This is a genomic window from Pseudomonas sp. 39004, from assembly GCF_028682155.1.
GTDB classification, from domain to species: domain Bacteria; phylum Pseudomonadota; class Gammaproteobacteria; order Pseudomonadales; family Pseudomonadaceae; genus Aquipseudomonas; species Aquipseudomonas capeferrum.
Genome location: NZ_JANIAG010000019.1, coordinates 1 through 21427, shown reverse-complemented (window position 1 = coordinate 21427; position 21427 = coordinate 1). Strand labels below are relative to the sequence as shown.

The following is a 21427-nucleotide window of genomic DNA, read 5'->3' as shown; positions in this document are numbered from 1 at the left end:
GCTATCAGAAGTCCCGCTTGTAGAAGATATCCAGCGAGCTGGCCAACCCGCTGGCCGCCTCGAGGTAGACCATCCGGCTCAACTTGTAGCGCAACGCGATGGTGTTGGCAGGCTCGAACACCCCTACCCCGTAACGCAGGCTCAGTTTCTCGGTCAGGTTGCCGCTGGCGACCACGCTGGTGGTGTTGCCCGAACCTTCGGTATCCAGCTGGAAATCATCGATGCCCAGGCTAGACGCCAGGCTCCCGGTGATACCGGCACTGCCGGCCAGCCCCAGGCCCAACGCTGCTTCGGCAAGCATGTTGTTGTCTTCACCCGATGTGCCCAACGGGCGCCCCAGCACCAGGTACGACAGCGCCTGCTCCTGGCTCATGGCGGGCTCGGAGAACACCTGTGTGGTCGGTTGCTCGGCACTGCCACTCAAACGGATACCGGCAATCACATCATCGACCTTGCGAATGGCCTCGATGTCCAGATACGGCTGATCAATCGGGCCAGCGAACAGCAGCCGCGCCCGGCGAATGGTCAGGCGCTGCCCATAGGCACGGTAACGGCCATCGGCCAGGCTCAACTCACCCCGGGTATCGAGGTTGTCGCCGATGTGCACATGGCCGAGCAGGTTGGCAGTGAGGCCAAAACCACTGAACGACAGCTTGTCTCGCCCAACCTCGACATCGATGTCCATCGCCATTGCCAGGGGCTGTTTACCCTCTTCGGTCTGATGGCCGATGATCACCGTGTCATCGGACACCTTCACGGTTGATGGCGGAAGTTCGCGTACCGTGATCTTGCCTTTTGGCACCTGGACCTTGCCCGTCACCGCAAGTTTGTCGTCGATCAGGCGCAGGTTCAGGTCGGGAGCGACTTCCAGGGTCGCGTAGGGCTCCACCGTCACCGGCAATTGCTGGCCCTGCAAACGCAGGTCCATGCCCAGCGCCTGGCCCCAGGTGAGGTTACCGGTCAGTTGGCCGCGCCCTGCTTCGCCACTGCGCCAATTGCCATTGAGCTGAACCTGCTCGCCCGCAATGGTTGCCTGCAATGACAGGTCTTGCAGGCTTAGCGGCAACTCGGCGCCGCTGACCTCGCCACCACTCAACACCAGGTTGCCGTTGACCTGTGGCGCAAGCAAGGTGCCCGACAAACGACCGCTGCCATTGAGTTGCCCGGTCAGGCGCTCGACCATGGGCACGAATGGGCGGGCCACCGACAGGTCCAGGCCCGCCAGGCTGAAATCACCCGACAGCGGTTTATTCTTGCCCAGTGGGTCAATGCGGGTATTCACGCTCAGTTCACCCAGGCGCTCGCCGCGAAATGCCAGGCGGGCATCGATACGTCGTGGCGCCAGGGTGCTGTCCAGGCGCAAGGCCTGATAAGGGAAGTCGACCCAGCGGTCCTTGTCACGCACCCGCAGGGTGCCACCACTGGCATCGACAACGATGCTGCCCTTGGGGCCAGTGGCCGGCACATCGAGGTTGACGTCGGCGTTCAGCAGGCCTTGCCAGGCAAAATCTTTTGGCAGCCACTGGGCCAGGCTGTCCAGGGGGAACTGTTTGAGGTGGTAGCGCAGGCGCGGCTCCGGCGCCAGGCGCTGGTCTTCACCACACAGGCTGGCTTGACCGGAACGCCAGCAATGGGCGCCGAAATCCAGCTGGCCGCTGGCCAGGCGCTGCAAGCGTGCCGGTGCCTGCAACTGCCAGTCCTGGCCACCGGCCTGGATCCGCCCACTGGCCAACCGACCACGCCAATCGCCCTTGTTCAGCTGGCCGTCCAGGCCAAGGTCGAGCTTGAGCTGCGGGCCGTCGAGCGCCAGCGTCAGGGCTTGCTGGCGAATGTCACCTTTGCCATTGGCCTGCAAGGTGCCCAGCGCCGTGTCGCCCAGGTGTATGCCACCCGCTTTCAGCTCGATCACGCCACGCTGGGCGTTATCCAGCCGGGCGTCGAGGTCCAGTCGCTGGATACGGTTCTCGGCCTGCGCCAGTTGCTGGCCCTGCAAGGTGAGCGTGCCCTGGGGCGCTTGCAAGTTGCCAGCAATGTCCAGCCGGCCTTTGACTTGCCCTTGCAGCCTGGGCCATAGCTGGCCCAGGCGGGGCAGGTCGAGATCCACCCGCCCTGCCAGCCGCTGTTGCAAGCTGCCGCTGCCGTTGATGCGATTGTCACCCAACTGGATCGCCAGGGCGCCGAGGGTCCAGCTCTGCCCTGCCCCTTGCGCTTCGACCTTGAGCACCGCCGGCTGACCGCGCAGGCGGCCTTTGAGGTCGAGCTGGGCATCGAGCTTGAGCTCCTCACCCTTCATTTCACCTTTGCTGCGCAGAGGCCCGGCCAGGGTACCCGGCAGTTCGGCAAGCCAGTACGCAGGGTCCAGCGCCGAAAGCTGCAGATCGACATCCCACGCCAGTGTATCGGCGAAGCGCACCGCGACACTGCCGGCGGCCTTGCCCTGCCCGGCGGTGAGCGCCAGCTGTGGCAGCTTCACCTGAGTCAGGTCACCCTCGAACGGGCTGGCCAGCGTGAAGGCACCTGCAGGGCCGTCAAGGTCGCCATTGAAGGCGCCCTGGTAGTTGCCATCGCGGTAGCGAACCTGGGCGTTGAAGCGCTTGAGCGTGACGTCGGGCGGCGTTTCCAGTGGGTACAGGCGCAGCCATGGGAAATCCAGCCATTCGAGCTGGGCCTCGGCGCTCAGGCCCTGTTGCCAGTCGGCAGTAGCCTGCAGCTTGAGCCGCTGGCTATCGCTGGCGCTGAGGTCAAGGGCATCGAGCTTGGCACCCTTGGTGTCTACCCGCCCGGACAAGGCCAAGGCGATCGGCGACTGTTCTGCGGGCAGACTGGCCGAACCCGACAGTAAATAGCCCTTGAGCAGATCGCCCTTGGCGTTCAGTTCGAGCTGGTTGAACTGCACGGTGTCGGGCAGCGAAGCGGCCGGTTTGAAGGCCTTAGAGCGGATCTGCAACGTTGCCGGCAGGTGTTCGGCCAACGCCTGCAACTCACCGTTCAAGCTTGCATCGAGGTAACCCGAGCTGGTGCCTTCGAGCGTAAGGGTTTTCTGCAGCTCGCCTTTTGCTGCCAGTGCCAGCTGCCAGCTTTTGCCCTCCACCGAGGGCAGTTGAACCTGCCCCTGCAATTGCACAGGCCAGTCGCCTTCGGGCTGCAAGTCACCTTGCAAGTCCAGGCGCAGGTCGTCCCGTTGCAGTTGCAGGCTATCGATGCGCATCCCGGTCCGGGTCCAATGCGCCGCCAGTTGCAGATCACCGAGCAGGTCGCTGCCGTCCAGGCGCAACTGGCCGACCTTGACCTCACCCAGTTCGATGGCCACCGGCAAACGCAAGGCCGGGAGCTGCAAAGGACCACTGTCGGCAGGCGTTTCACTCGGCGCAAACGCCATGTCGATGCGCTGGGCATGCAACTGCTCGATACACAAGGTGCCACGCAACAGGCACGCGGGCGACCAAGCCAATAGAGGCGCCTGTACTTCGACCCGGTTACCGCCGTCGACCCAGCTCAGCCGACTGGCTTGCCAAGTGCCGGCCAGTCGGCCCGTGAAATCAGCAACCTCAAGCCCTGGCACCTTTGCCAACGCCCAGCGGCTGCCGCTTTCGGTACCTACCAGCACGCCAAGCGCCAGGCCCACAGTCAATACCAGGCCGAGTAGCCCCAGCAGAATGAATTTGAACACACGTGTCACAGCTCAGGCCCCATGGAGAAGTGCAGGCGGATACCACCCTCGTCATCGAGTGCCTTGGCCAGGTCCAGGCGCAGCGGCCCGACCGGTGAAACCCAACGCACGCCAATACCTACCCCGGTCTTGAGGCTGGGCAGTTCGAGCGTGTTGAACGAGTTACCTTGATCGACGAAGGTCGCCACCCGCCACTTCTCAGTCACTGAATATTGGTACTCGACGCTACCTGCCACCAGGTAGCGCCCACCAATGCGGTCGCCATCGCTGTTTTTCGGCGACAGGGTCTGGTAGTCATAGCCGCGCACGCTCTGGTCACCACCGGCGAAGAAGCGCAGCGAAGGCGGGATGTTGTGCTTGTAACCGTTGGTGGCGCTGCCGCCGAACTGCACCCGGCCGAGGAAGCGATGGTTGTGGCCGAGCGTGGTCAGGCCTTTGAGCAATACGTTGCCGTGCAGCAGGTTGGTGTCGGACACCAGCCCTTCCTTGGCCACCTGTGTATCGAACTGCAAGCGGTAGCCGTTGTGTGGGTCGATACGGTTGTCGCTGCGCAGGTACGAAAAGCTCACACCCGGCATCAGCAGGTTGCTCAGCCCCGAGTCATCGCCCAGGCGGTATTCCTCACGCTGGTACTTGAGCGAGATGACCCGCTGCCAGCCACTGGGCAACTTGCTGTGCCATTCCGGGCCAACCGTCAGCAGCTTGCTGAGGGTGTCGGTACCGGCTATTTCCTCGTTCTGGTAACCGCCGGCAAAGCGCAACTTGTCGGTCAGCGGCGGGTCCAGCGGGATGTCGTACCACAGGCCGACGTTCTGACGGGGGGCCGACAGCTCGGTTTCCCAGCCATAGCTGTGGCCTTGGGGGTTGACCCAATGCCGCGTCCAGTTGGCCTTGCCGCGTGGCCCGACGTCGGTCGAGAAGCCCAGGCCCAGGCCCATGGTGCGGGGTTTGCGGGTTTCCAGGCGGACATCCACGGGGATGTCCTCACCTACGGCAGCTGTCGGCGCGGCATCTACCCGCACGCCTTCGAAGTAGCCACTCGATTGCAGGTCGTTGTTGAGCTCGGCGATCAGCTCGGAATCGTAGGGTGTGCCGGGTTTGAACGAGACCATGCGCTGCAGCAGGTCATCATCGAGGGGGGTGTCACCACCGAACTTGACTGCGCCCAGGCGATAACGAGGGCCGCTTTGGTAGACCAGTTCGATGTCGGCCACACCGGCCTGGGGGTCAACCGCCAGGCGCTGGCGGCTGAAGCGGCCGGCGAAGAACCCATAGCGCGAGGCCTGATTCTGGATCAGCCGCTTGGCATCCTCATACAGGCCGTGGTTGAGCTGCTCGCCAGCACGCAACGCCTTGCTGTCGGGCACCCGGAACGCCTTCATTTCACTGGCAGGGCCTTCGATACGCACGGTCACGTCGCGCAGCCTTACCGGCTCGCCCGGCGCGATCTGGATGATCAGTTGCGCGGGTTGGTCGGCCTTGGTCGGAGGCTTGACCTCGGTTTCGATCTGGGCCTGATAGTAGCCAAGTGCCTGCGCTGCTTTGCGCGCCTGCTCCTCGGCCCCGCGGCTGAAGCGCAGTAGCGCTTCTTCGTCGCGGTCGCCAAGGTTGCCAATATAGCCTTCGACATTGGCCTTGAGCGCTTTGTTGGCGGGCTTTACCTTCACCAACAACTCGCTCTGGCCCCATGCTGCAAAACTGGCGACCCAGAAAACCAGGCCCCAGGTCAATCTTCCTGAATACGTCATGCGGCGCATGCTACCAGAGCCGGGCGCTCAAGGGAGCCGTCTGGCGGCCTGTCAGGCAAAAGCAGGATTCGAAGAGACCGGGTTGGGGTGAAAAAATACCCTCTCACGGATAGGCCCTACAGCAACCTCGCCAATTTCCTCATAGCCTTGACGCTGATAGAACGCCAGGTAGTGCTCATTGCCGGTGTCCAGCACCACGCCCTGGGTGCTCGGGTCTTCTGCGCACCAGTCATGCACAGCCTGTAACAATTGCTCGCCGTACTGGCGCCCCTGGAACTGTGGATGCACCCCCAGCAACGGCAACACGTGCACCTGGTCTGTGGGCAGGCAACTGGCCAATGCCGCCTGGTAATCCATGTAGCGCCGCGTACAGCGCAGGCCAGTACCCAGCATCATGCGCAAACGCCAGGCCCAGCTGTCGGCCACCCCCAGCCTGCGCAGCGGCGGCACGATCAGGGCCACGGCAATCAGGCGGTCATCCACCAGCAGGCCGATTGCAGGCAATTGCAGATAGAAATGCTGGCGTACCCATTCACGCACCATCACGCGCAAACGCCGCTCATAGCCTGGGCGCTGCGCTTCGAAAATGTAGGCGAACGTAGGCTCGTGGCGGTAGGCGTTGTACAGCAGCGAACGTGCCTCGCGGCTGTAACCATCGTCGAGCTGGCAGATACGGGCCGGGGTGGCAGTGGTGTCGGGCATTGCGGGCAGTCCTCCTGGAATGGGCTTACAGTGCCTTGGAGGGGCTCCACCGCGCATCGTTCACCCCCTACAGCACGTTAGCAGCAGCACTCGCAACCCGCCATGCTGGTGATGACGTGCGATGTCGGCTAGCATCGCGGCTTTTGCCAGGATTGTCTTTCCATGAAGATCGTCTGTTTCAACATCAACGGCCTGCGTGCCCGCCCGCATCAGCTGGCGGCGTTGATCGACAAGCACCAGCCGGACGTGATCGGCCTGCAGGAAACCAAGGTCAGTGACGATCAGTTCCCGCTGGCCGATGTCCAGGCGCTGGGTTACCACGTGCACTACCACGGCCAGAAGGGTCACTACGGCGTTGCCTTGCTGTCGCGCCAGGCCCCCCTGAGCCTGCACAAGGGCTTTGCCACCGATGAAGAAGACGCCCAGCGCCGTTTCATCTGGGGCACCTTCGCCGATGCCGATGGCAACCCGGTCACTATCATGAACGGCTACTTCCCCCAGGGTGAAAGCCGCGACCACCCCACCAAGTTCCCGGCCAAGCAGCGCTTCTACAGTGACCTGCAGGCGTTGCTCGAAGGTCAGTTCCGCAATGACCAGCCGGTGCTGGTGATGGGCGACATGAACATCTCGCCCCAGGACTGCGACATCGGCATCGGCCCGGACAACGCCAAGCGCTGGCTCAAGACTGGCAAATGCAGCTTCTTGCCCGAAGAGCGCGAGTGGATGGAGCGCCTCAAGGGCTGGGGATTGGTCGACAGCTTCCGCCACCTTTACCCGGAAGTGGCCGACCGCTTCAGCTGGTTCGATTACCGTAGCCGTGGTTTCGAGGACGATCCAAAACGTGGCCTGCGCATCGACCTGATCATGGCCTCGCAGCACCTGGTGCCGCGGATCAAGGCAGCGGGCGTGGACTATGAACTGCGTGGGATGGAAAAGCCGTCCGACCATGCGCCGATCTGGCTGGAGTTGAGCTGATCGAGGCTGGGTGTAGGCGGTGGATTTTCAGCGTTTATGAGATCGAGCGCCGCCCGCGCGGCGCTCGATCTCCCAGGCGCTGAAAATCTCCCCGCTATCACCCCCCTTTCACATTTCTACCCGCCCGATCGTCTACCCTGTAGCGGCCGTTCTGCGGGCGATTTCAGATGGGCTGTTCAACCATTCGTTCTTTTTTTCGAACAGCCTATTGTCCTACACCCCAGCAGCCGCTTAGCATTCGTTTGAGATTTCAAACGCTCGATGCCCTGCTTTGGGCGCTTTTCAACAATCAACAATTCGGGAAGCCGACATGCAGCTCAAAGACGCTCAGTTGTTCCGCCAGCAAGCCTATATCAATGGTGAGTGGCTGGATGCGGACAATGGCCAGACCATCAAGGTGACCAACCCGGCCACCGGCGAAGTCATCGGTACTGTGCCGAAGATGGGCACCGCGGAAACTCGCCGCGCCATCGAAGCCGCCGACAAAGCCCTGCCGGCCTGGCGTGCCCTGACCGCCAAAGAGCGTTCGGCCAAGCTGCGTCGCTGGTTCGAACTGATGATCGAGAACCAGGATGACCTGGCTCGCCTGATGACCACCGAGCAAGGCAAGCCACTGGCCGAAGCCAAGGGCGAAATCGCCTACGCGGCCTCGTTCATCGAGTGGTTCGCCGAAGAAGCCAAGCGCGTCTACGGTGACACCATCCCGGGCCACCAGCCCGACAAGCGCCTGATCGTCATCAAGCAGCCAATCGGCGTTACCGCGGCCATCACCCCGTGGAACTTCCCGGCGGCGATGATCACCCGTAAAGCCGGCCCGGCCCTGGCCGCTGGCTGCACCATGGTGCTCAAGCCTGCTTCGCAAACCCCGTACTCCGCCCTGGCCCTGGTCGAGCTGGCTCACCGTGCCGGTATTCCGGCTGGCGTGCTGAGCGTCGTCACCGGCAGCGCTGGCGAAGTCGGCGGCGAGCTGACCGGCAACTCCCTGGTACGCAAACTGTCCTTCACCGGCTCGACCGAAATCGGTCGCCAGCTGATGCAAGAATGCGCCAAGGACATCAAGAAGGTTTCCCTGGAGCTGGGCGGCAACGCCCCGTTCATCGTGTTCGACGACGCCGACCTGGACAAGGCCGTCGAGGGCGCGATCATCTCCAAGTACCGTAACAACGGCCAGACCTGCGTCTGCGCCAACCGTATCTACGTGCAGGACGGCGTCTACGACGCGTTCGCCGAGAAGCTGGCCGCCGCAGTGGCCAAGCTGAAGATCGGTAACGGCCTGGAAGACGGCACCACCACTGGCCCGCTGATCGACGGCAAGGCTGTCGCCAAGGTCCAGGAACACATCGAAGACGCAGTCTCCAAAGGCGCCAAGGTGCTGGCCGGTGGCAAGCTGATCGAAGGCAACTTCTTCGAGCCGACCATCCTGGTCAACGTGCCGAAGACTGCTGCTGTAGCCAAGGAAGAGACCTTCGGCCCGTTGGCGCCGCTGTTCCGCTTCCAGGACGAAGCCGAAGTCATCGCCATGTCCAACGACACCGAGTTCGGCCTGGCTTCGTACTTCTACGCCCGTGACATGAGCCGTGTGTTCCGTGTTGCCGAGGCCCTGGAATACGGCATGGTCGGCATCAATACCGGCCTGATCTCCAACGAAGTCGCGCCGTTCGGCGGCATCAAGGCTTCGGGCCTGGGCCGCGAAGGTTCCAAATACGGTATCGAGGACTACCTCGAAATCAAATACCTGTGCATCAGCGTCTGATCACCGGTTAAAAGGCTTTACCTCTGCCAGCGGGGCGCGAGAGCGACGTCTCGCTGGCCTTTTTTACATGCAGTACCTGGTGGCCAGGGCGTTCACGGCAGTCGATCAACGAATACTGTGCGCGAGCACTCCCAGCCACCCCCGAATAAAAGCGCCATTCCGATCGGCGCAATGAGGGCATTATGAGCAAGACCAACGAATCCTTGATGCAACGCCGTGTAGCTGCCGTCCCACGTGGCGTCGGCCAAATTCACCCGATCTTCGTTGATACCGCGAAGAACTCGACCGTGATCGACGTTGAAGGCCGCGAACTGATCGACTTCGCCGGCGGCATCGCTGTACTGAACACCGGCCACCTGCACCCGAAAGTGGTTGCAGCTGTGCAAGAGCAGCTGACCAAAGTCAGCCACACCTGCTTCCAGGTGCTGGCCTACGAACCCTATGTAGAGCTGTGCGAGAAGATCAACAAGCTGGTCCCAGGCAACTTCGACAAGAAGACCCTGCTGGTCACCACCGGCTCCGAAGCCGTTGAAAACGCCGTCAAGATCGCCCGTGCCGCCACTGGCCGTGCTGGCGTGATCGCCTTCACCGGCGCCTACCACGGCCGTACCATGATGACCCTGGGCCTGACCGGCAAGGTTGTGCCGTACTCCGCTGGCATGGGCCTGATGCCAGGCGGCATCTTCCGCGCACTGTTCCCGAACGAACTGCACGGCGTGAGCGTCGACGACGCCATCGCTTCGGTCGAACGCATCTTCAAGAACGATGCCGAGCCTAAGGACATCGCCGCGATCATCCTGGAACCCGTTCAGGGTGAAGGTGGTTTCCTGCCGGCGCCGAAAGAGCTGATGCAGCGCCTGCGCGCCCTGTGCGACCAGCACGGCATCCTGCTGATCGCCGACGAAGTACAGACCGGCGCTGGCCGTACTGGCACCTTCTTCGCCATGGAGCAGATGGGCGTCGCGCCTGACCTGACCACCTTCGCCAAGTCGATCGCTGGCGGCTTCCCGCTGGCCGGTGTGTGCGGCAAGGCCGAGTACATGGACGCCATCGCCCCAGGTGGCCTGGGCGGCACCTACGCCGGTTCGCCGATCGCTTGCGCCGCGGCCCTGGCCGTGATCCAAGTGTTCGAAGAAGAAAAACTGCTGGACCGCAGCAAGGCCGTTGGCGAGCACCTGGTTGCCGGCCTGCGCAAGATCCAGGACAAAAACCCGATCATCGGTGACATCCGTGGTATGGGCTCGATGATTGCTGTCGAAGTCTTCGAGAAAGGCACTCACACCCCGAATGCCGCTGCCGTTGGCCAAGTAGTTGCCAAGGCACGTGACAAGGGTCTGATCCTGCTGTCGTGCGGCACCTACGGCAACGTCCTGCGTATCCTGGTCCCGCTGACCGCCGAAGACGCGCTGCTGGACAAAGGCCTGGCCATCATCGAAGAGTGCTTCGCTGAACTCGCCTAATGTGACGCGCTTCTGAAAAAACCCGCTTCGGCGGGTTTTTTTTGTGCCCAGAAAACCTGAGGGGCGCTATGGTTGACGCAGGACTTGCCCAGGAAGCTGCGACGGATTGCGTGTCAGGGATATTCAGGAGTTGGCCATGAGCGCTGTAGACCCCACCCCACCTTGCGTATTGATAGTCGAAGGCGACCCGTGGGTGCGTGACATGCTCAAGGAGATGCTGCTCAGCGTGCGTTGCGATGCCCGGCTGCAGGTCTGCGCCGACGGCTCGCAGGCACTGACCGCGCTATCGAGCAAGCCCGACCTGATCATCGCTGCGCGTGAGCTGGCCGGCGTCGATGGCCTCGACCTGCTGCGCAAGGTGCGCGCCAAGGGCCCTGGGTTGCCGTTCATTCTGATGAGCAACCGCAGCGACAGCGCCAGCGTGCGCGAGGCGTTGCCGTTGCACCCCACGGCTTATCTGAGCAAGCCACTGAACCTGGAAAACCTGCGCAAGCGTCTGGAAGAGCTGCTGCTGGCCGTGGGCGAGGAAATCGCCTGCCCGGTGCCGCACTTGCAACCGGGTGCCAGCCTGCCTGGCTACCTGGAACAGCGCCGCGCTACCGCCGATGGTGGGCCGCTGCTGGCCGATGTGCAGGTGGCGATCAAGCGGGCGCTGAACCCCCAGGGCCTGAACCTGAAGGTGCTCGAAGAGGAAGTGCGCAACGACCCGCAGGTCACTGCGGTGCTGATCGCCGCCGCCAACAGCGCTGCCCTGCACCGCGATGCGCCCGTGCAAACCTTGCTGCAGGCGTTGAACAAGCTTGGCAGTACCCAGAGCATGAACCTGATCCTGGGCATGACGCTCAAGCGCAGCGCACGGCTGAGTGACCCGCTGCTGGCGCAGCATGCGGCCCACTACTGGAACCTCTCACTGCACTGTGCCGAATACGGTCGCAGCCTGGCGCGCATGCTCGAACTGGACGAAGGGCGTTGCTACTGCGCGGGGCTGCTGCACTGCCTGGGCGACCTGGCAGTGTTGCGTTGCCTGCAGGAGTGGCGCCTGGCCGGTGGGGAGCTGGACGAGGGCAGGGTGCAGCAGTCACTGGATGAATACGGCGCAGCGTTTGGTTCGGCATTGCGCACGCGCTGGCGCTTGCCACTGGCGCTGCGCGAATTGATCGCGGCGGTTTACCAACTGGGCGGTGGCGTGTATTCGCGGGAGATCCTGGCGATGAACCTGGCTGGGCAATTGTCGCGGCTGCCGGCGGGTCATGGGTTGGAGCCGGTTGCCAGTAACAAGACTGCGCGGCTGCTGAAGATCGGCTTGCCGGAGCTGAGCCGGTTGCGCAAGGTGGAAAACCCTGAGGTGAAGGCGCAGGGTGAAGAATCACCTGTGAACGAAAATGGGGCGGGTGAGGGCGGTTAAGTGCTTGTCTTGGGCTTGGAGGTGCCGCGAACATCGAGCGCCGCCCTGAAAAAACCAAGCCAGGCACCCAGCGGCCCTAAATACAATCTCCAGGCATTCACACCCCCCCAAATTTCACCTAACTACCCCCGTACGATCTGGTTCTTCCCCTGGCGTTTGGCCCGGTACATCGCCGCATCGGCGCGGGCGAACAGGCTGTCCAGGGACTCGTCCACGTCGCTCAACGCCGTCAGCCCCTGGCTCACGGTCACGCCATATTCATGATCGCCATGGCTGAAGCTCAGCCGTTGGATCTCGCGTTGCAAACGCTCGGCAATCTGCTCTGCCACCTGCGCATTGCAGCCAGGGAACACTGCCGCAAACTCCTCGCCACCAATACGCCCGAACTGGTCGCCCCGGCGTAGCACGGCTTTGCCGCTGTCGGCGATGCGCTGTAGTACCTGGTCGCCTTCCTGGTGGCCGTAACTGTCATTCACCTGCTTGAAGTCGTCGATGTCCAGCAGCAGGAACGCCAGGGGGGTGCCGTCCTCGCGGGCGTTTTCGAACGCCTGTTGGGCGCATTCGAAGAAGTGCCGACGGTTGCTGCTTTGGGTCAGCACGTCGGTGGTGGCCAGGCGATGCAGTTCGCCTTCAAGCTGCTTCTTCTCGGTGATGTCCTCGGCGATGCCGACAACGATCACCCGCTGCTCGCCCTCGCGCTGCTGGTTGATGTAGCACTTGTCGCTCAGCCAGCGCACCTGGCCTTCGGCATTGAGGATGCGGTACTCGCGGTCTTCCACCGAACCTTTGAGCAGCACCTGGGCCAGGCTGCGCTCGGCGTATTCGAGGTCGTCGGGGTAGATGCTGTCGCGCCACTCGTTGTAGTCGGCCAGCACCAGGCTGGCCGGGCGGCCAAAGATGCGTTCGTAGGCAGGGCTGACGTACAGCACCTGGCGGGCTTCCCAGTCGAACGCCCAAAGCACGGCGTTGACACTGTCGAGCAATGAACTGAACAGTTGTTCGCGCTCACTCAGGCGGGCGACTTCGCCTTGGGCGTGAAGCAGGGCCAGCAAGGTTTGGGCGGCTTCTGGAGGTGGGGTGCCGGGCAGCGATGTTGGAAATTTTTTGGCCATGTGCACGGAGCGAGTCTCGACAAGGAAGCGTGCGGCCAGCATCAGGCCCGCCACGCGGGCGATGTGCCGGGTTGGAGTCGAAACCAGAGGGGGAAGTTCCGAGCGGCACGCCCTGACAGCAGGGCGTGCCGATCAATGGCCTTCAGGCGCCGGTGGGGCGCAGGGAGTAGGTCTTGAGCTGTGCGGCGAAGTCGTGCAGCGCGTGAATACCGCTGGCTTCGGCCTCGTGCACCCAGTCTTTCATGGCGGCGAGCATGTCGTGGCCATTGGCGCTGGTGCGCGCCCAGATTTGCTGCAAGGCCAGGCGCTTTTCGTAGATGACCTTGAGCGCCTGGCTGTGTGCAAGCAGCGACTCGATGCGTACGTGGTGGCGGTCTTCCAGCAGGCTGGTCTCGCGCGACAGCAGGCGCTTGGCGCGGCGGAAGCGGTGGCGTACCGACGCATCGACCTTGGCCAGTTCCTGCTGGACCAGCGGGCCGATCACCAGCTTGCGGTACTGGGCCATGATCTGGAAGCGGTTGTTGAGGATGGCCATGGCGGTGTCCATGTCCAGGTTGGCCTTGCCTTCTACCCGGTGGGCGATCGGTGCTACGCGCTGCACCTTGGCCAGGCGCAACAGGCAGAACAGGCGGATCCAGGCCCAGCCCATGTCGAACTCCCAGCGCTTGACCGAGAGCTTGGCCGAGTTGGGGTAGGTGTGGTGGTTGTTGTGCAGCTCTTCGCCACCGATGACGATGCCCCACGGCACCAGATTGGTGGCAGCGTCACGGCATTCGAAATTGCGGTAGCCCACCGCATGGCCAAGGCCGTTGACCACACCGGCAGCCCAGAACGGAATCCACATCATCTGCACCGCCCAGACGGTGATGCCGAGGGTGCCGAACAGCAGCAGGTCGATCACCGCCAGCAGGGCAATGCCGCCCAGCTTGTAGCGCGAGTAGAGGTTGCGCTCGATCCAGTCGTCCGGGCAGTTCTTGCCGTAGATACGCAAGGTTTCGGGGTTGCGCGCCTCTTCGCGGTAGAGTTCGGCGCCTTTGCGCAGGACCGTACTCAAGCCCTTGTGTACCGGGCTGTGCGGGTCGTCCGGGGTTTCGCACTTGGCGTGGTGCTTGCGGTGGACGGCGGTCCACTCGCGGGTGTTCTGCGCCGTGGTCAGCCACAGCCAGAAGCGGAAGAAGTGCTTGAGCGCGCCATTAAGCTCCAAGGCCCGGTGCGCGGAGTAGCGATGCAGGTAAACCGTGACGCTGACGATGGTCACATGGGTCATCAGCAGTGTGATGCCGACCAGTTGCCAGGCCGACAAGTCGAGCAGGCCGTTGTACCACATAGGTGTTAAAACCCTCGAGAACACAGGGGAAGGGCATGATTATCCCTTGGCAGGGAAATAAAACCAGTCACCCATTCAGATAGGACGTCACGACATGTTTCAACCTTTATAATGCCTGATCTTCGTTCAAGGGCCACTCCCCCCGACATGTCTGTTTCCGTTCGCGACGCCTTGCGCATGGCAGCGCTCTATGTGGTGCTGTCGATCCTCTGGCTGGTGCTCGCCCAGGTACTGCTGCAGGGTATGACTGACGACCCGCTGGCGCTGACCGTGGGGCAGCAGATCAATGTGGTTATCTGGGTGATGTTCAGCGCGGTGCTGATCTTCGTTTCGCGCGCGCGGCTGCTGAATTTCATCGGCATCGGCGTGCGCCTGCGTGGCGAGGACCGCGAGCGGCTGCGCATGGCGGCGGCGGTGTTCGACAGTACCCTCGAAGGCGTGCTGGTGACCGACCGCCAAGGCTTGATCGTGCACGTCAACCGCGCCTTCATGCGCATCACCGGCTACCAGCAGGACGAGGTCGTTGGCCAGCGCCCGAACAAGTTCAAGTCGGGCCGCCACGGCGTGGCGTTCTATCAGCAGATCTTCGCCACCCTGGCCGAGAAGGGTGAATGGAGCGGCGAGATCTGGAACCGCCGCAAAAGTGGCGAGATCTACCCGCAATGGCAAACGATCCGTGCCATACACGATGACGCCGGCGAGCTGAGCCATTACGTGGCGGTGTTCAGCGACATCAGCGCGATCAAGCATACCGAGCAAGAGCTGGCCTACCTGGCGCATCACGACCCGCTGACCGGCCTGCCCAACCGCTTGCTGTTCACCGACCGCGTCGAACAGGCACTGGTCACGGCGCAAGCCAACAAGCGCGGTTGCGGCTTGCTGCTGCTCGACCTGGACCATTTCCAGAGTATCAACGACGGGCTTGGCCACACCATTGGCGACCAGTTGCTCAAGCTGGTGGGCGAGCGCCTGGGCGAGGTGGTGGGCAGCGGTGTGACCCTGGCGCGCCTGGGCGGCGACGAGTTCGGTGTACTGGCCGAGAACTGCCAGCAGGTCGGCCAGGCCGGCAAGCTGGCGCAGCGCATCATCGAGCGCATGCGCGAGCCGTTCGTGTTTGATGGGCATCGCCTGTTCATCAGTGTCAGCGTGGGCATCGGCCTGTTCCCCAGCGATGCCTTGAGCGCCGAGCAACTGCTGCGTAACGCCGACTCGGCGCTGTTCAAGGCCAAGAGCAGCGGGCGCGCCTGCTATGCGCTGTACACCGAGGAGCTGACCGCGCACGCCCAGCACCGGGTGGAAACCGCGGGCGAGCTGCGCCGGGCGCTGGAGCAGGACGAATTGCGGGCGTACTTCCAGCCGGTGCACGACCTGGCCACGGCGAAGCGGGTTGGGGTCGAGACGCTGGTACGCTGGCAGCATCCGCAACGCGGCCTGGTGCCCCCGAGCGAATTCATCCCGATCGCCGAGCGCACCGGGCTGATTGCCGAGATCGACGCCTGGGTGCTGCGCCAGGCATGCCGGCAGATGGTGCAGTGGCAGCGTGAAGGCCGGCAAATGGCCTTTGTGGCGGTGAATATCTCAAGCCGTCTGTTTGGCCAGCACGCGCTGTATCGGCAGGTGGCCGAGGTGTTGCACGAAACCGGCCTTGACCCGGCGTTGCTCGAACTGGAAGTGACCGAAAGCGCAGTGATGGAAGACCCGGAAGTAGCGCTGGAGCAGCTGCATCGCTTGCGTGAGCTGGGGGTCACCTTGGCTATCGACGATTTCGGTACAGGCTATTCGTCGCTGCTGCGGCTCAAGCGCTTGCCGGTGCAGAAGCTGAAAATCGACCAGGGGTTTGTCGCCGGGTTGCCGCATGACGACGATGACATTGCGATTGTGCGGGTGATCATCGCTCTGGCCCGCAGCATGGGCATGCAGGTGCATGCCGAGGGCATCGAGCAGCAGGAACAGGCCAGCTTTTTGCTGCAGGAACAGTGTCAGTTGGGGCAGGGGTACTGGTTTGGGCGGCCGGTGCCGGCTGGGGATTTGGATTGGGAGTGAGGTGGTGCCCGTATGATCTTGGGGCCGCACAGCGGCCCACCAAATGGCTCACCGCTTGTTCAACCCCTTCGCCAACCGATCCCCACCCAGCTGAATCACCGCTACCAGCGCCACCAGCATGGCAATCACGGTCAGCATGATCTGGCTGTCAAAGCGCTGGTACCCATAGCGATAGGCAATATCCCCCAGCCCACCGGCGCCAATCGCCCCGGCCATGGCCGACGAGTTGATCAAGGTCACCAGGGTGATGGTGAACCCGCCGACGATGCCCGGCAGCGCTTCGGGCAACAGCACATGCCAGACGATGTGCCAGCGGCGGCAGCCCATGGCTTGCGCGGCTTCCACCAAGCCATGGTCGACTTCGCGCAAGCTCACTTCGGCAATGCGTGCAAAGAAGGGTGTGGCGGCGATGGTCAGCGGCACCACGGCCGCCCACACGCCGTAGGTAGTACCGACCAACAGGCGGGTGAAGGGTATCAGCGCGACCATCAGGATCAGAAACGGGATCGAGCGGAACAGGTTGACGAACGCGCCCAGCACCCGGTTAAGCAGGCGCGCCTCGAATATCCCGCCTTTGTCGCTGGTGACCAGCAGCACCGCCATCGGCACCCCGACCAACAGGGCGATCAGCGAAGACACGCCGACCATCAGCAGGGTATCGAGCAAGCCTTCAAGCAGGCGATCAAACCACATGGCCCAATACCTCCACGTCTTCGGCCCAACGGCGGGCGCGCGCCAGCAGCTGGTGGGTTTCGTGTGGCGAGTGCTGCACCGACAGGATCAACTGCCCGAGCGCATGCTCACCTATGGTTTCAACACCCCCTTGCAACAGGCGTACACGCCCGCCCAGGTCGTTGAACAGGGCCGACAGCTCCGGCTCGCCGAGCAAGGTCAGCTTGAGTACCACGGCGCTGTCGCGGCTCACCGGGCTGGCCTTGAGGCTGGCCTGCAAGCTAGCTGGCAACTTGGCCTGCAACGGCGCGAGCAAGGTGCGGGTCACCTCGTGGCGTGGTGCGCCGAATACCCGCCAGACCTCGCCTTGCTCGACCACTTCGCCACGCTCCAGTACCACCACGCGGTGGCAGATATCGCGGATCACCGCCATCTCATGGGTGATCAGTACGATGGTCAGGCCCAGGCGCTGGTTGATGTCGCGCAGCAGCTCAAGGATCGAGGCAGTGGTTTCAGGGTCCAGTGCCGAGGTGGCCTCGTCGCACAAGAGGATCTCGGGGTCGTGCACCAGTGCCCGGGCAATACCGACACGCTGCTTTTGCCCGCCGGAAAGCTGCGCCGGGTATACCTGGTGCTTTTCCTGCAGGCCAACCAGTTCCAGCAGCGCGCGGACCTTGCGTTGGCGTTCGGCCTTGGGCACACCGGCCACCTTCAGCGGCAGCTCGACGTTCTGCCACACGGTCTTGGCCGACATCAGGTTGAAGTGCTGAAAGATCATGCCGATGCGACGGCGCAGCGCGACCAGGCGGTCCTCGTCGAACGGTGCAATGTCTACCTGGTCGATCAGCACGCGGCCTTGGCTGGGCTGCTCCAGGCGGTTGATGGTACGCAGCAGCGATGACTTGCCGGCGCCACTGCGGCCGATGATGCCGAAGATCTCACCCCGGCGGATGTTCAGGTCGATGCCGTGCAAGGCGGGCTGCGCCTGGCCAGGGTAGGTCTTGCCCAGGCCGATGAAGCGCACATGGGCTTCATTGACGTCGGGGCGCAGGGCCTGTTCCTTGGCCGTTGGCGGCAATGGTTGTGGGGTCGGCGCCCTGAGCGCGCTGGCCTGGCTCATGTCAGCCCTCCCAACCGGCCTGGTAGAGGTTGCCGTGGGCTTTGTTCAACGCCGCGCGCACGGCGGGCGAGTGCTGGTAGATGTCGACGAACTTGGCCAGGCGGGGGTCGTCCTTGTTTTGCGGACGGATGACGAACTGGATCACGTACTCCTTGTTCTCCAGGCCGTCGAATAGCAGCGCCGAGGTGGCGTCGAAGGTGTTGGCCAGGCGGATGTAGGCCGGGTAGCCCTGGACCAGGTCGGCGTCGTCATAGGCGCGCACCAGTTGCACCGCCTCGACCTGCAGAATCTTCAGTTTCTTGGGGTTGGCGACGATGTCGTCTTCTGTGGCCTTGTAGCCGACCCCCGGCTTGAGCGTGATCAGCCCGGCCTTGGCCAGCAGTTGCAGGCCACGGCCGCTGTTGATCGGGTCGTTGGCGATGGCCACGCTGGCGCCTTCGGGAAGCTCGGCGAAGCTTTTGTATCGCTTGGAGTACAAGCCGACGTTGTTGATGATGCCCGGCGCGTAAGGCACCAGGTTGAAGCCTGCGGCGGCCTTGGCGTTTTCCAGGAACGGGATGTGCTGGAAGTAGTTCACGTCGATGTCGCCGCTGTTGAGGCTGACATTGGGCGCGATCCAGTCGCTGAACTCGATCAGTTTCACTTCCAGGCCCTGCTTGTGGGCCTCTTCCACGGCGGTTTCCAGTGGGATGGCGAAGGCTGAGGTGGTGCCGATCTTCAAGGGCTCGGCGGCGATCGCGCTGGCGCACAGGCCGAGGGTGAAGGCCATGGCCGCGACGGGCCGGAACAGTTTCTCAAGCATGGTGCAAGGCTCCAGTCGGGGCGGGGGTTGGGGTGAAGCGGTAGGCCGAGCCGGGGTGGCTGGCGGGCAGGTGCGGGTGGTCGCTGTCGAACAGCTTCTCGCGCAGGGTGCCTTCGGCGTAGGCGGTCTTGTAACGGCCGCGCTGTTGCAGTTGCGGGATGACCAGGTCGATGAAGTCTTCAAAGCTTTCCGGGGTAACGGTGCGGGTCAGGTTGAAGCCGTCCAGCCCGGTTTCGTCGAGCCAGGCGATCAGCGCATCGGCGACCTGCTCGGGTGTGCCGACCAAGGTCACGTAGCGCCCGCCCAAGGCGTGTTGCTCAAGCAGGCGGCGGCGGGTCCAGGCGTTTTCCTGCAGCTGGCGGGTGGCCGACTGAATGGCGTTGCCCTTGCTGAAACCGATCGGCTCGTCCAGCCCATAGGCCGCAAAATCGATGCCGGTGGAGGCGGCGAAGTGCGCAACGCCAGCCTCTGGGCTGGCATGACGCAGGTACTCGGCATGCTTGGCCTGGGCCTGTTGCTCGGTGGCGGCGACGATCACCGTGATGCCCATGAACACCTTGATGGCCTGCGGATCGCGGCCGGCTGCCTGGGCGGCGGCGCGTACCTTGTCGACCTGGGCGCGGGTGGCGGTTTTGTCCTGGCCGCTGATGAACACGCATTCGGCATGGTTGCCGGCGAACGCCAGGCCGCGTGCGGAGCTGCCCGCCTGGAACAGCACCGGTGTGCGCTGCGGTGACGGTTCGCTCAGGTGGTAGCCCTCGACGTTGTAGAACTCGCCGTGGTGGCTGACCTTGCGCACCTTGTCGGGCTGGGCGTAGATGCGCTGCTCGCGGTCGGCGACCACGGCATCGTCGGCCCAGCTGCCTTCGAGCAGTTTGTACAGCACCTGCAGGTATTCGTCGGCCTGGTCGTAGCGGCGGTCGTGCTCGGGTTGCTGCGCCAGGCCCATGGCGCGGGCAGCGCTGTCGAGGTAGCCGGTGACGATGTTCCAGCCGACCCGGCCGTTACTCAGGTGGTCTAGGGTGGAGAGGCGGCGGGCGAACAGGTAGGGCGCTTCGTACGTGAGGTTGGCGGTAAGGCCGAAGCCCAGGTGGCGGGTGGCTGCGGCCATGGCCGAGACCAGCAGCAAGGGGTCGTTGACCGGCAGCTGGATCGACTCCTTGAGGGTCACCTCCAGCGACTGGCCATAAATATCGTAGGTGCCGACGATGTCGGCGATGAACAGCCCGTCGAACAGCCCCCGTTCCAGCAGGCGGGCCAGGTCGGTCCAGTACGCGAGGGTCTTGTACTGGGTCGAGGTGTCCCGCGGGTGGGTCCACAGGCCATGGTTGATATGCCCGATGCAGTTCATGTTGAAGGCATTGAGCAGCATCTGCTTGGCCATCAGATGGTCCCCCGGCGGGGCGGGTTTTCGTTGTTGAGGTAGTAGTTGCCGATGGCGTGGTACTTCCAGCGCACCGGGTCGTGCAGGGTGTGCACCCGGGCGTTGCGCCAATGGCGGTCGAGGTTGTGCTCGGCCAGGGTGGCCTGGCTGCCGGCCAGTTCGAACAGCGTGGTACCGGCGGCTAGGGAGATTTCGGTGCTGATGGCGCGTGCTTCGGCCACGGCGATGGAGGCGGCGGCGACGTTGTCGGCGCTGCTATCCTGCTGAGCGCGGTCGAGGTATTCGCCCGCGCGTTCCAGCAGGGCTTCGGTGGCGTGCAGGCGGATTGCGAGCTGGCCGAAGCTTTTCAGGGTCAGTGGGTCTTCACTGGCCTTGTCCAGGCCCGAGTCGACCCAGGGGCGGCTGCGGGTGCGCACGAAGTGCAGGGCATCCTCGTAGGCGGCGCGGGCGATGCCGGTGTCGATGGCAGCGTGGAGGATCTGTGCCAGTGGGCCGACCGGGGTCGGGCGTTCGAATGCGCTCTGGAACGGCACGACGTCTTCGGCACGCACCCACACGTTGTCGAATACCACCGAGCCACTGCCGGTGGTGCGCTGGCCAAAACCGCTCCAGTCGTCGATCACCTGCAGGCCCTGGCTGTCGGCGGGGACGAAGGCCAGTTGCTGCACGCCGTCTTCGTCGATCACCGAGGTGGGGATGCGCTGGGCGTAAAGGGCGCCGGTGGCGTAGAACTTGCGGCCATTGATACGAAAGCCGTCGCCATCTCGGGTCAGGCGGGTGGTGCGGTCGTTGGCGGTTTTCGTGCCCAGCTCGGCCAAGGCATTGCCGAAGCGCCGGCCCGCCAGCACTTCGGCGTACAAGCGCTGTTGCTGCTCGGGGCTGCCGTTTACGCGCAGGACTTCCAGGGCGTAGAAATGGTTTTGCGGTATTTGCCCGAGCGAGGCGTCGGCCTGGGCAATGCGGGCGATGACCTTGGCCAGGGTAACATTGGAAACACCGGCGCCGCCGAAGGCCTTGGGTACGCTGATGGCCCACAGGCCAGAGCGGGTGAACAGGTCGAGTTCGGCGAGGGGCAGGCGGCGCTCGCGGTCGCGCAGGGCGCTGTCGCGGCGCAGTTGCTGGGCGATGTCTTCAGCGATGGCCAGGGCTTGGCTGTCGTGGGTGATGATGTTTGTGGTCATGGTGTTTCTCCGGGGCCTTTGGGGCCACTTCGCGGCCCTTTCGCGACGCGAGGCCGCTCCTACAGGGATCGGG

General features: G+C 63.6%; 15 protein-coding genes. 5 read left to right on the top strand and 10 right to left on the bottom strand.

What is annotated here, in order from left to right:
* Positions 1-4: 4 nt before the first annotated feature.
* The 3 genes from NP534_RS05510 to NP534_RS05500 are packed head-to-tail and all read right to left on the bottom strand — an operon-like array spanning position 5 to position 6120.
* The gene (locus NP534_RS05510; RefSeq protein WP_274098051.1) at positions 5-3679 is read right to left on the bottom strand and encodes a translocation/assembly module TamB domain-containing protein; all 3675 of its coding nucleotides are present in this window, start codon (positions 3677-3679) and stop codon (positions 5-7) included.
* Complete coding sequence (locus NP534_RS05505) at positions 3676-5418, bottom strand: autotransporter assembly complex protein TamA (RefSeq protein ID WP_274098050.1); 1743 nt, start codon at positions 5416-5418, stop codon at positions 3676-3678. Before NP534_RS05505 ends, NP534_RS05510 begins: the two co-directional genes overlap by 4 nt.
* 51 nt (positions 5419-5469) lie before the next feature.
* On the bottom strand, positions 5470-6120 hold the full coding sequence (locus NP534_RS05500; RefSeq protein WP_033698291.1) for a GNAT family N-acetyltransferase: 651 nt from the start codon (positions 6118-6120) through the stop codon (positions 5470-5472).
* A 162-nt stretch (positions 6121-6282) separates the two neighbouring features.
* Between NP534_RS05500 and xthA the strand changes: the two genes are divergently transcribed.
* The 4 genes from xthA to NP534_RS05480 all read left to right on the top strand — a co-directional run bounded on the left by xthA (position 6283) and on the right by NP534_RS05480 (position 11713).
* Positions 6283-7095 carry an exodeoxyribonuclease III gene (gene xthA, locus NP534_RS05495; protein ID WP_033698293.1) on the top strand — a complete coding sequence of 271 codons (813 nt, stop codon included), beginning with the start codon at positions 6283-6285 and terminating at the stop codon, positions 7093-7095.
* A 310-nt stretch (positions 7096-7405) separates the two neighbouring features.
* Positions 7406-8848, top strand: a complete 1443-nt coding sequence (gabD, locus tag NP534_RS05490) for an NADP-dependent succinate-semialdehyde dehydrogenase (RefSeq protein ID WP_186660500.1) — start codon at positions 7406-7408, stop codon at positions 8846-8848.
* A gap of 182 nt (positions 8849-9030) precedes the next feature.
* Positions 9031-10308: a 4-aminobutyrate--2-oxoglutarate transaminase gene (gene gabT, locus NP534_RS05485; RefSeq protein WP_033703273.1), complete on the top strand. Its 1278-nt coding sequence runs from the start codon at positions 9031-9033 to the stop codon at positions 10306-10308.
* 136 nt (positions 10309-10444) lie between these two features.
* Positions 10445-11713 (top strand): response regulator, encoded by a 1269-nt coding sequence (locus tag NP534_RS05480; RefSeq protein WP_274098049.1) that lies wholly within the window; start codon positions 10445-10447, stop codon positions 11711-11713.
* 122 nt (positions 11714-11835) lie between these two features.
* Here NP534_RS05480 and NP534_RS05475 read toward each other — a convergent pair whose 3' ends face one another.
* Together NP534_RS05475 and desA are read right to left on the bottom strand one after the other, a co-directional pair.
* On the bottom strand, positions 11836-12867 hold the full coding sequence (locus NP534_RS05475; RefSeq protein ID WP_274098048.1) for a GGDEF domain-containing protein: 1032 nt from the start codon (positions 12865-12867) through the stop codon (positions 11836-11838).
* A 100-nt stretch (positions 12868-12967) separates the two neighbouring features.
* Complete coding sequence (gene desA / locus NP534_RS05470) at positions 12968-14152, bottom strand: delta-9 fatty acid desaturase DesA (protein ID WP_274098047.1); 1185 nt, start codon at positions 14150-14152, stop codon at positions 12968-12970.
* Positions 14153-14299: 147 nt separating this feature from the next.
* Here desA and dibA point away from each other — a divergent pair, with 147 nt between their 5' ends.
* Positions 14300-16195, top strand: coding sequence for a phosphodiesterase DibA (gene dibA, locus NP534_RS05465; protein ID WP_186660492.1), 1896 nt, complete (start codon positions 14300-14302; stop codon positions 16193-16195).
* A gap of 48 nt (positions 16196-16243) precedes the next feature.
* Here dibA and NP534_RS05460 read toward each other — a convergent pair whose 3' ends face one another.
* Genes NP534_RS05460 through NP534_RS05440 form a run of 5 tightly spaced genes read right to left on the bottom strand, consistent with a single transcriptional unit; the run spans position 16244 to position 21354 of the window.
* On the bottom strand, positions 16244-16888 hold the full coding sequence (locus NP534_RS05460) for a methionine ABC transporter permease (protein ID WP_033703266.1): 645 nt from the start codon (positions 16886-16888) through the stop codon (positions 16244-16246).
* Complete coding sequence (locus tag NP534_RS05455; RefSeq protein ID WP_274098046.1) at positions 16878-17987, bottom strand: methionine ABC transporter ATP-binding protein; 1110 nt, start codon at positions 17985-17987, stop codon at positions 16878-16880. Before NP534_RS05455 ends, NP534_RS05460 begins: the two co-directional genes overlap by 11 nt.
* A gap of 1 nt (position 17988) precedes the next feature.
* Positions 17989-18789: a MetQ/NlpA family ABC transporter substrate-binding protein gene (locus NP534_RS05450; protein WP_274098045.1), complete on the bottom strand. Its 801-nt coding sequence runs from the start codon at positions 18787-18789 to the stop codon at positions 17989-17991.
* A complete protein-coding gene (locus NP534_RS05445; RefSeq protein ID WP_274098044.1) occupies positions 18782-20173 on the bottom strand; it encodes an LLM class flavin-dependent oxidoreductase in 1392 nt (463 codons plus the stop codon). Before NP534_RS05445 ends, NP534_RS05450 begins: the two co-directional genes overlap by 8 nt.
* Positions 20173-21354, bottom strand: a complete 1182-nt coding sequence (locus NP534_RS05440) for an SfnB family sulfur acquisition oxidoreductase (RefSeq protein WP_274098043.1) — start codon at positions 21352-21354, stop codon at positions 20173-20175. Before NP534_RS05440 ends, NP534_RS05445 begins: the two co-directional genes overlap by 1 nt.
* Positions 21355-21427 lie beyond the last annotated feature (73 nt).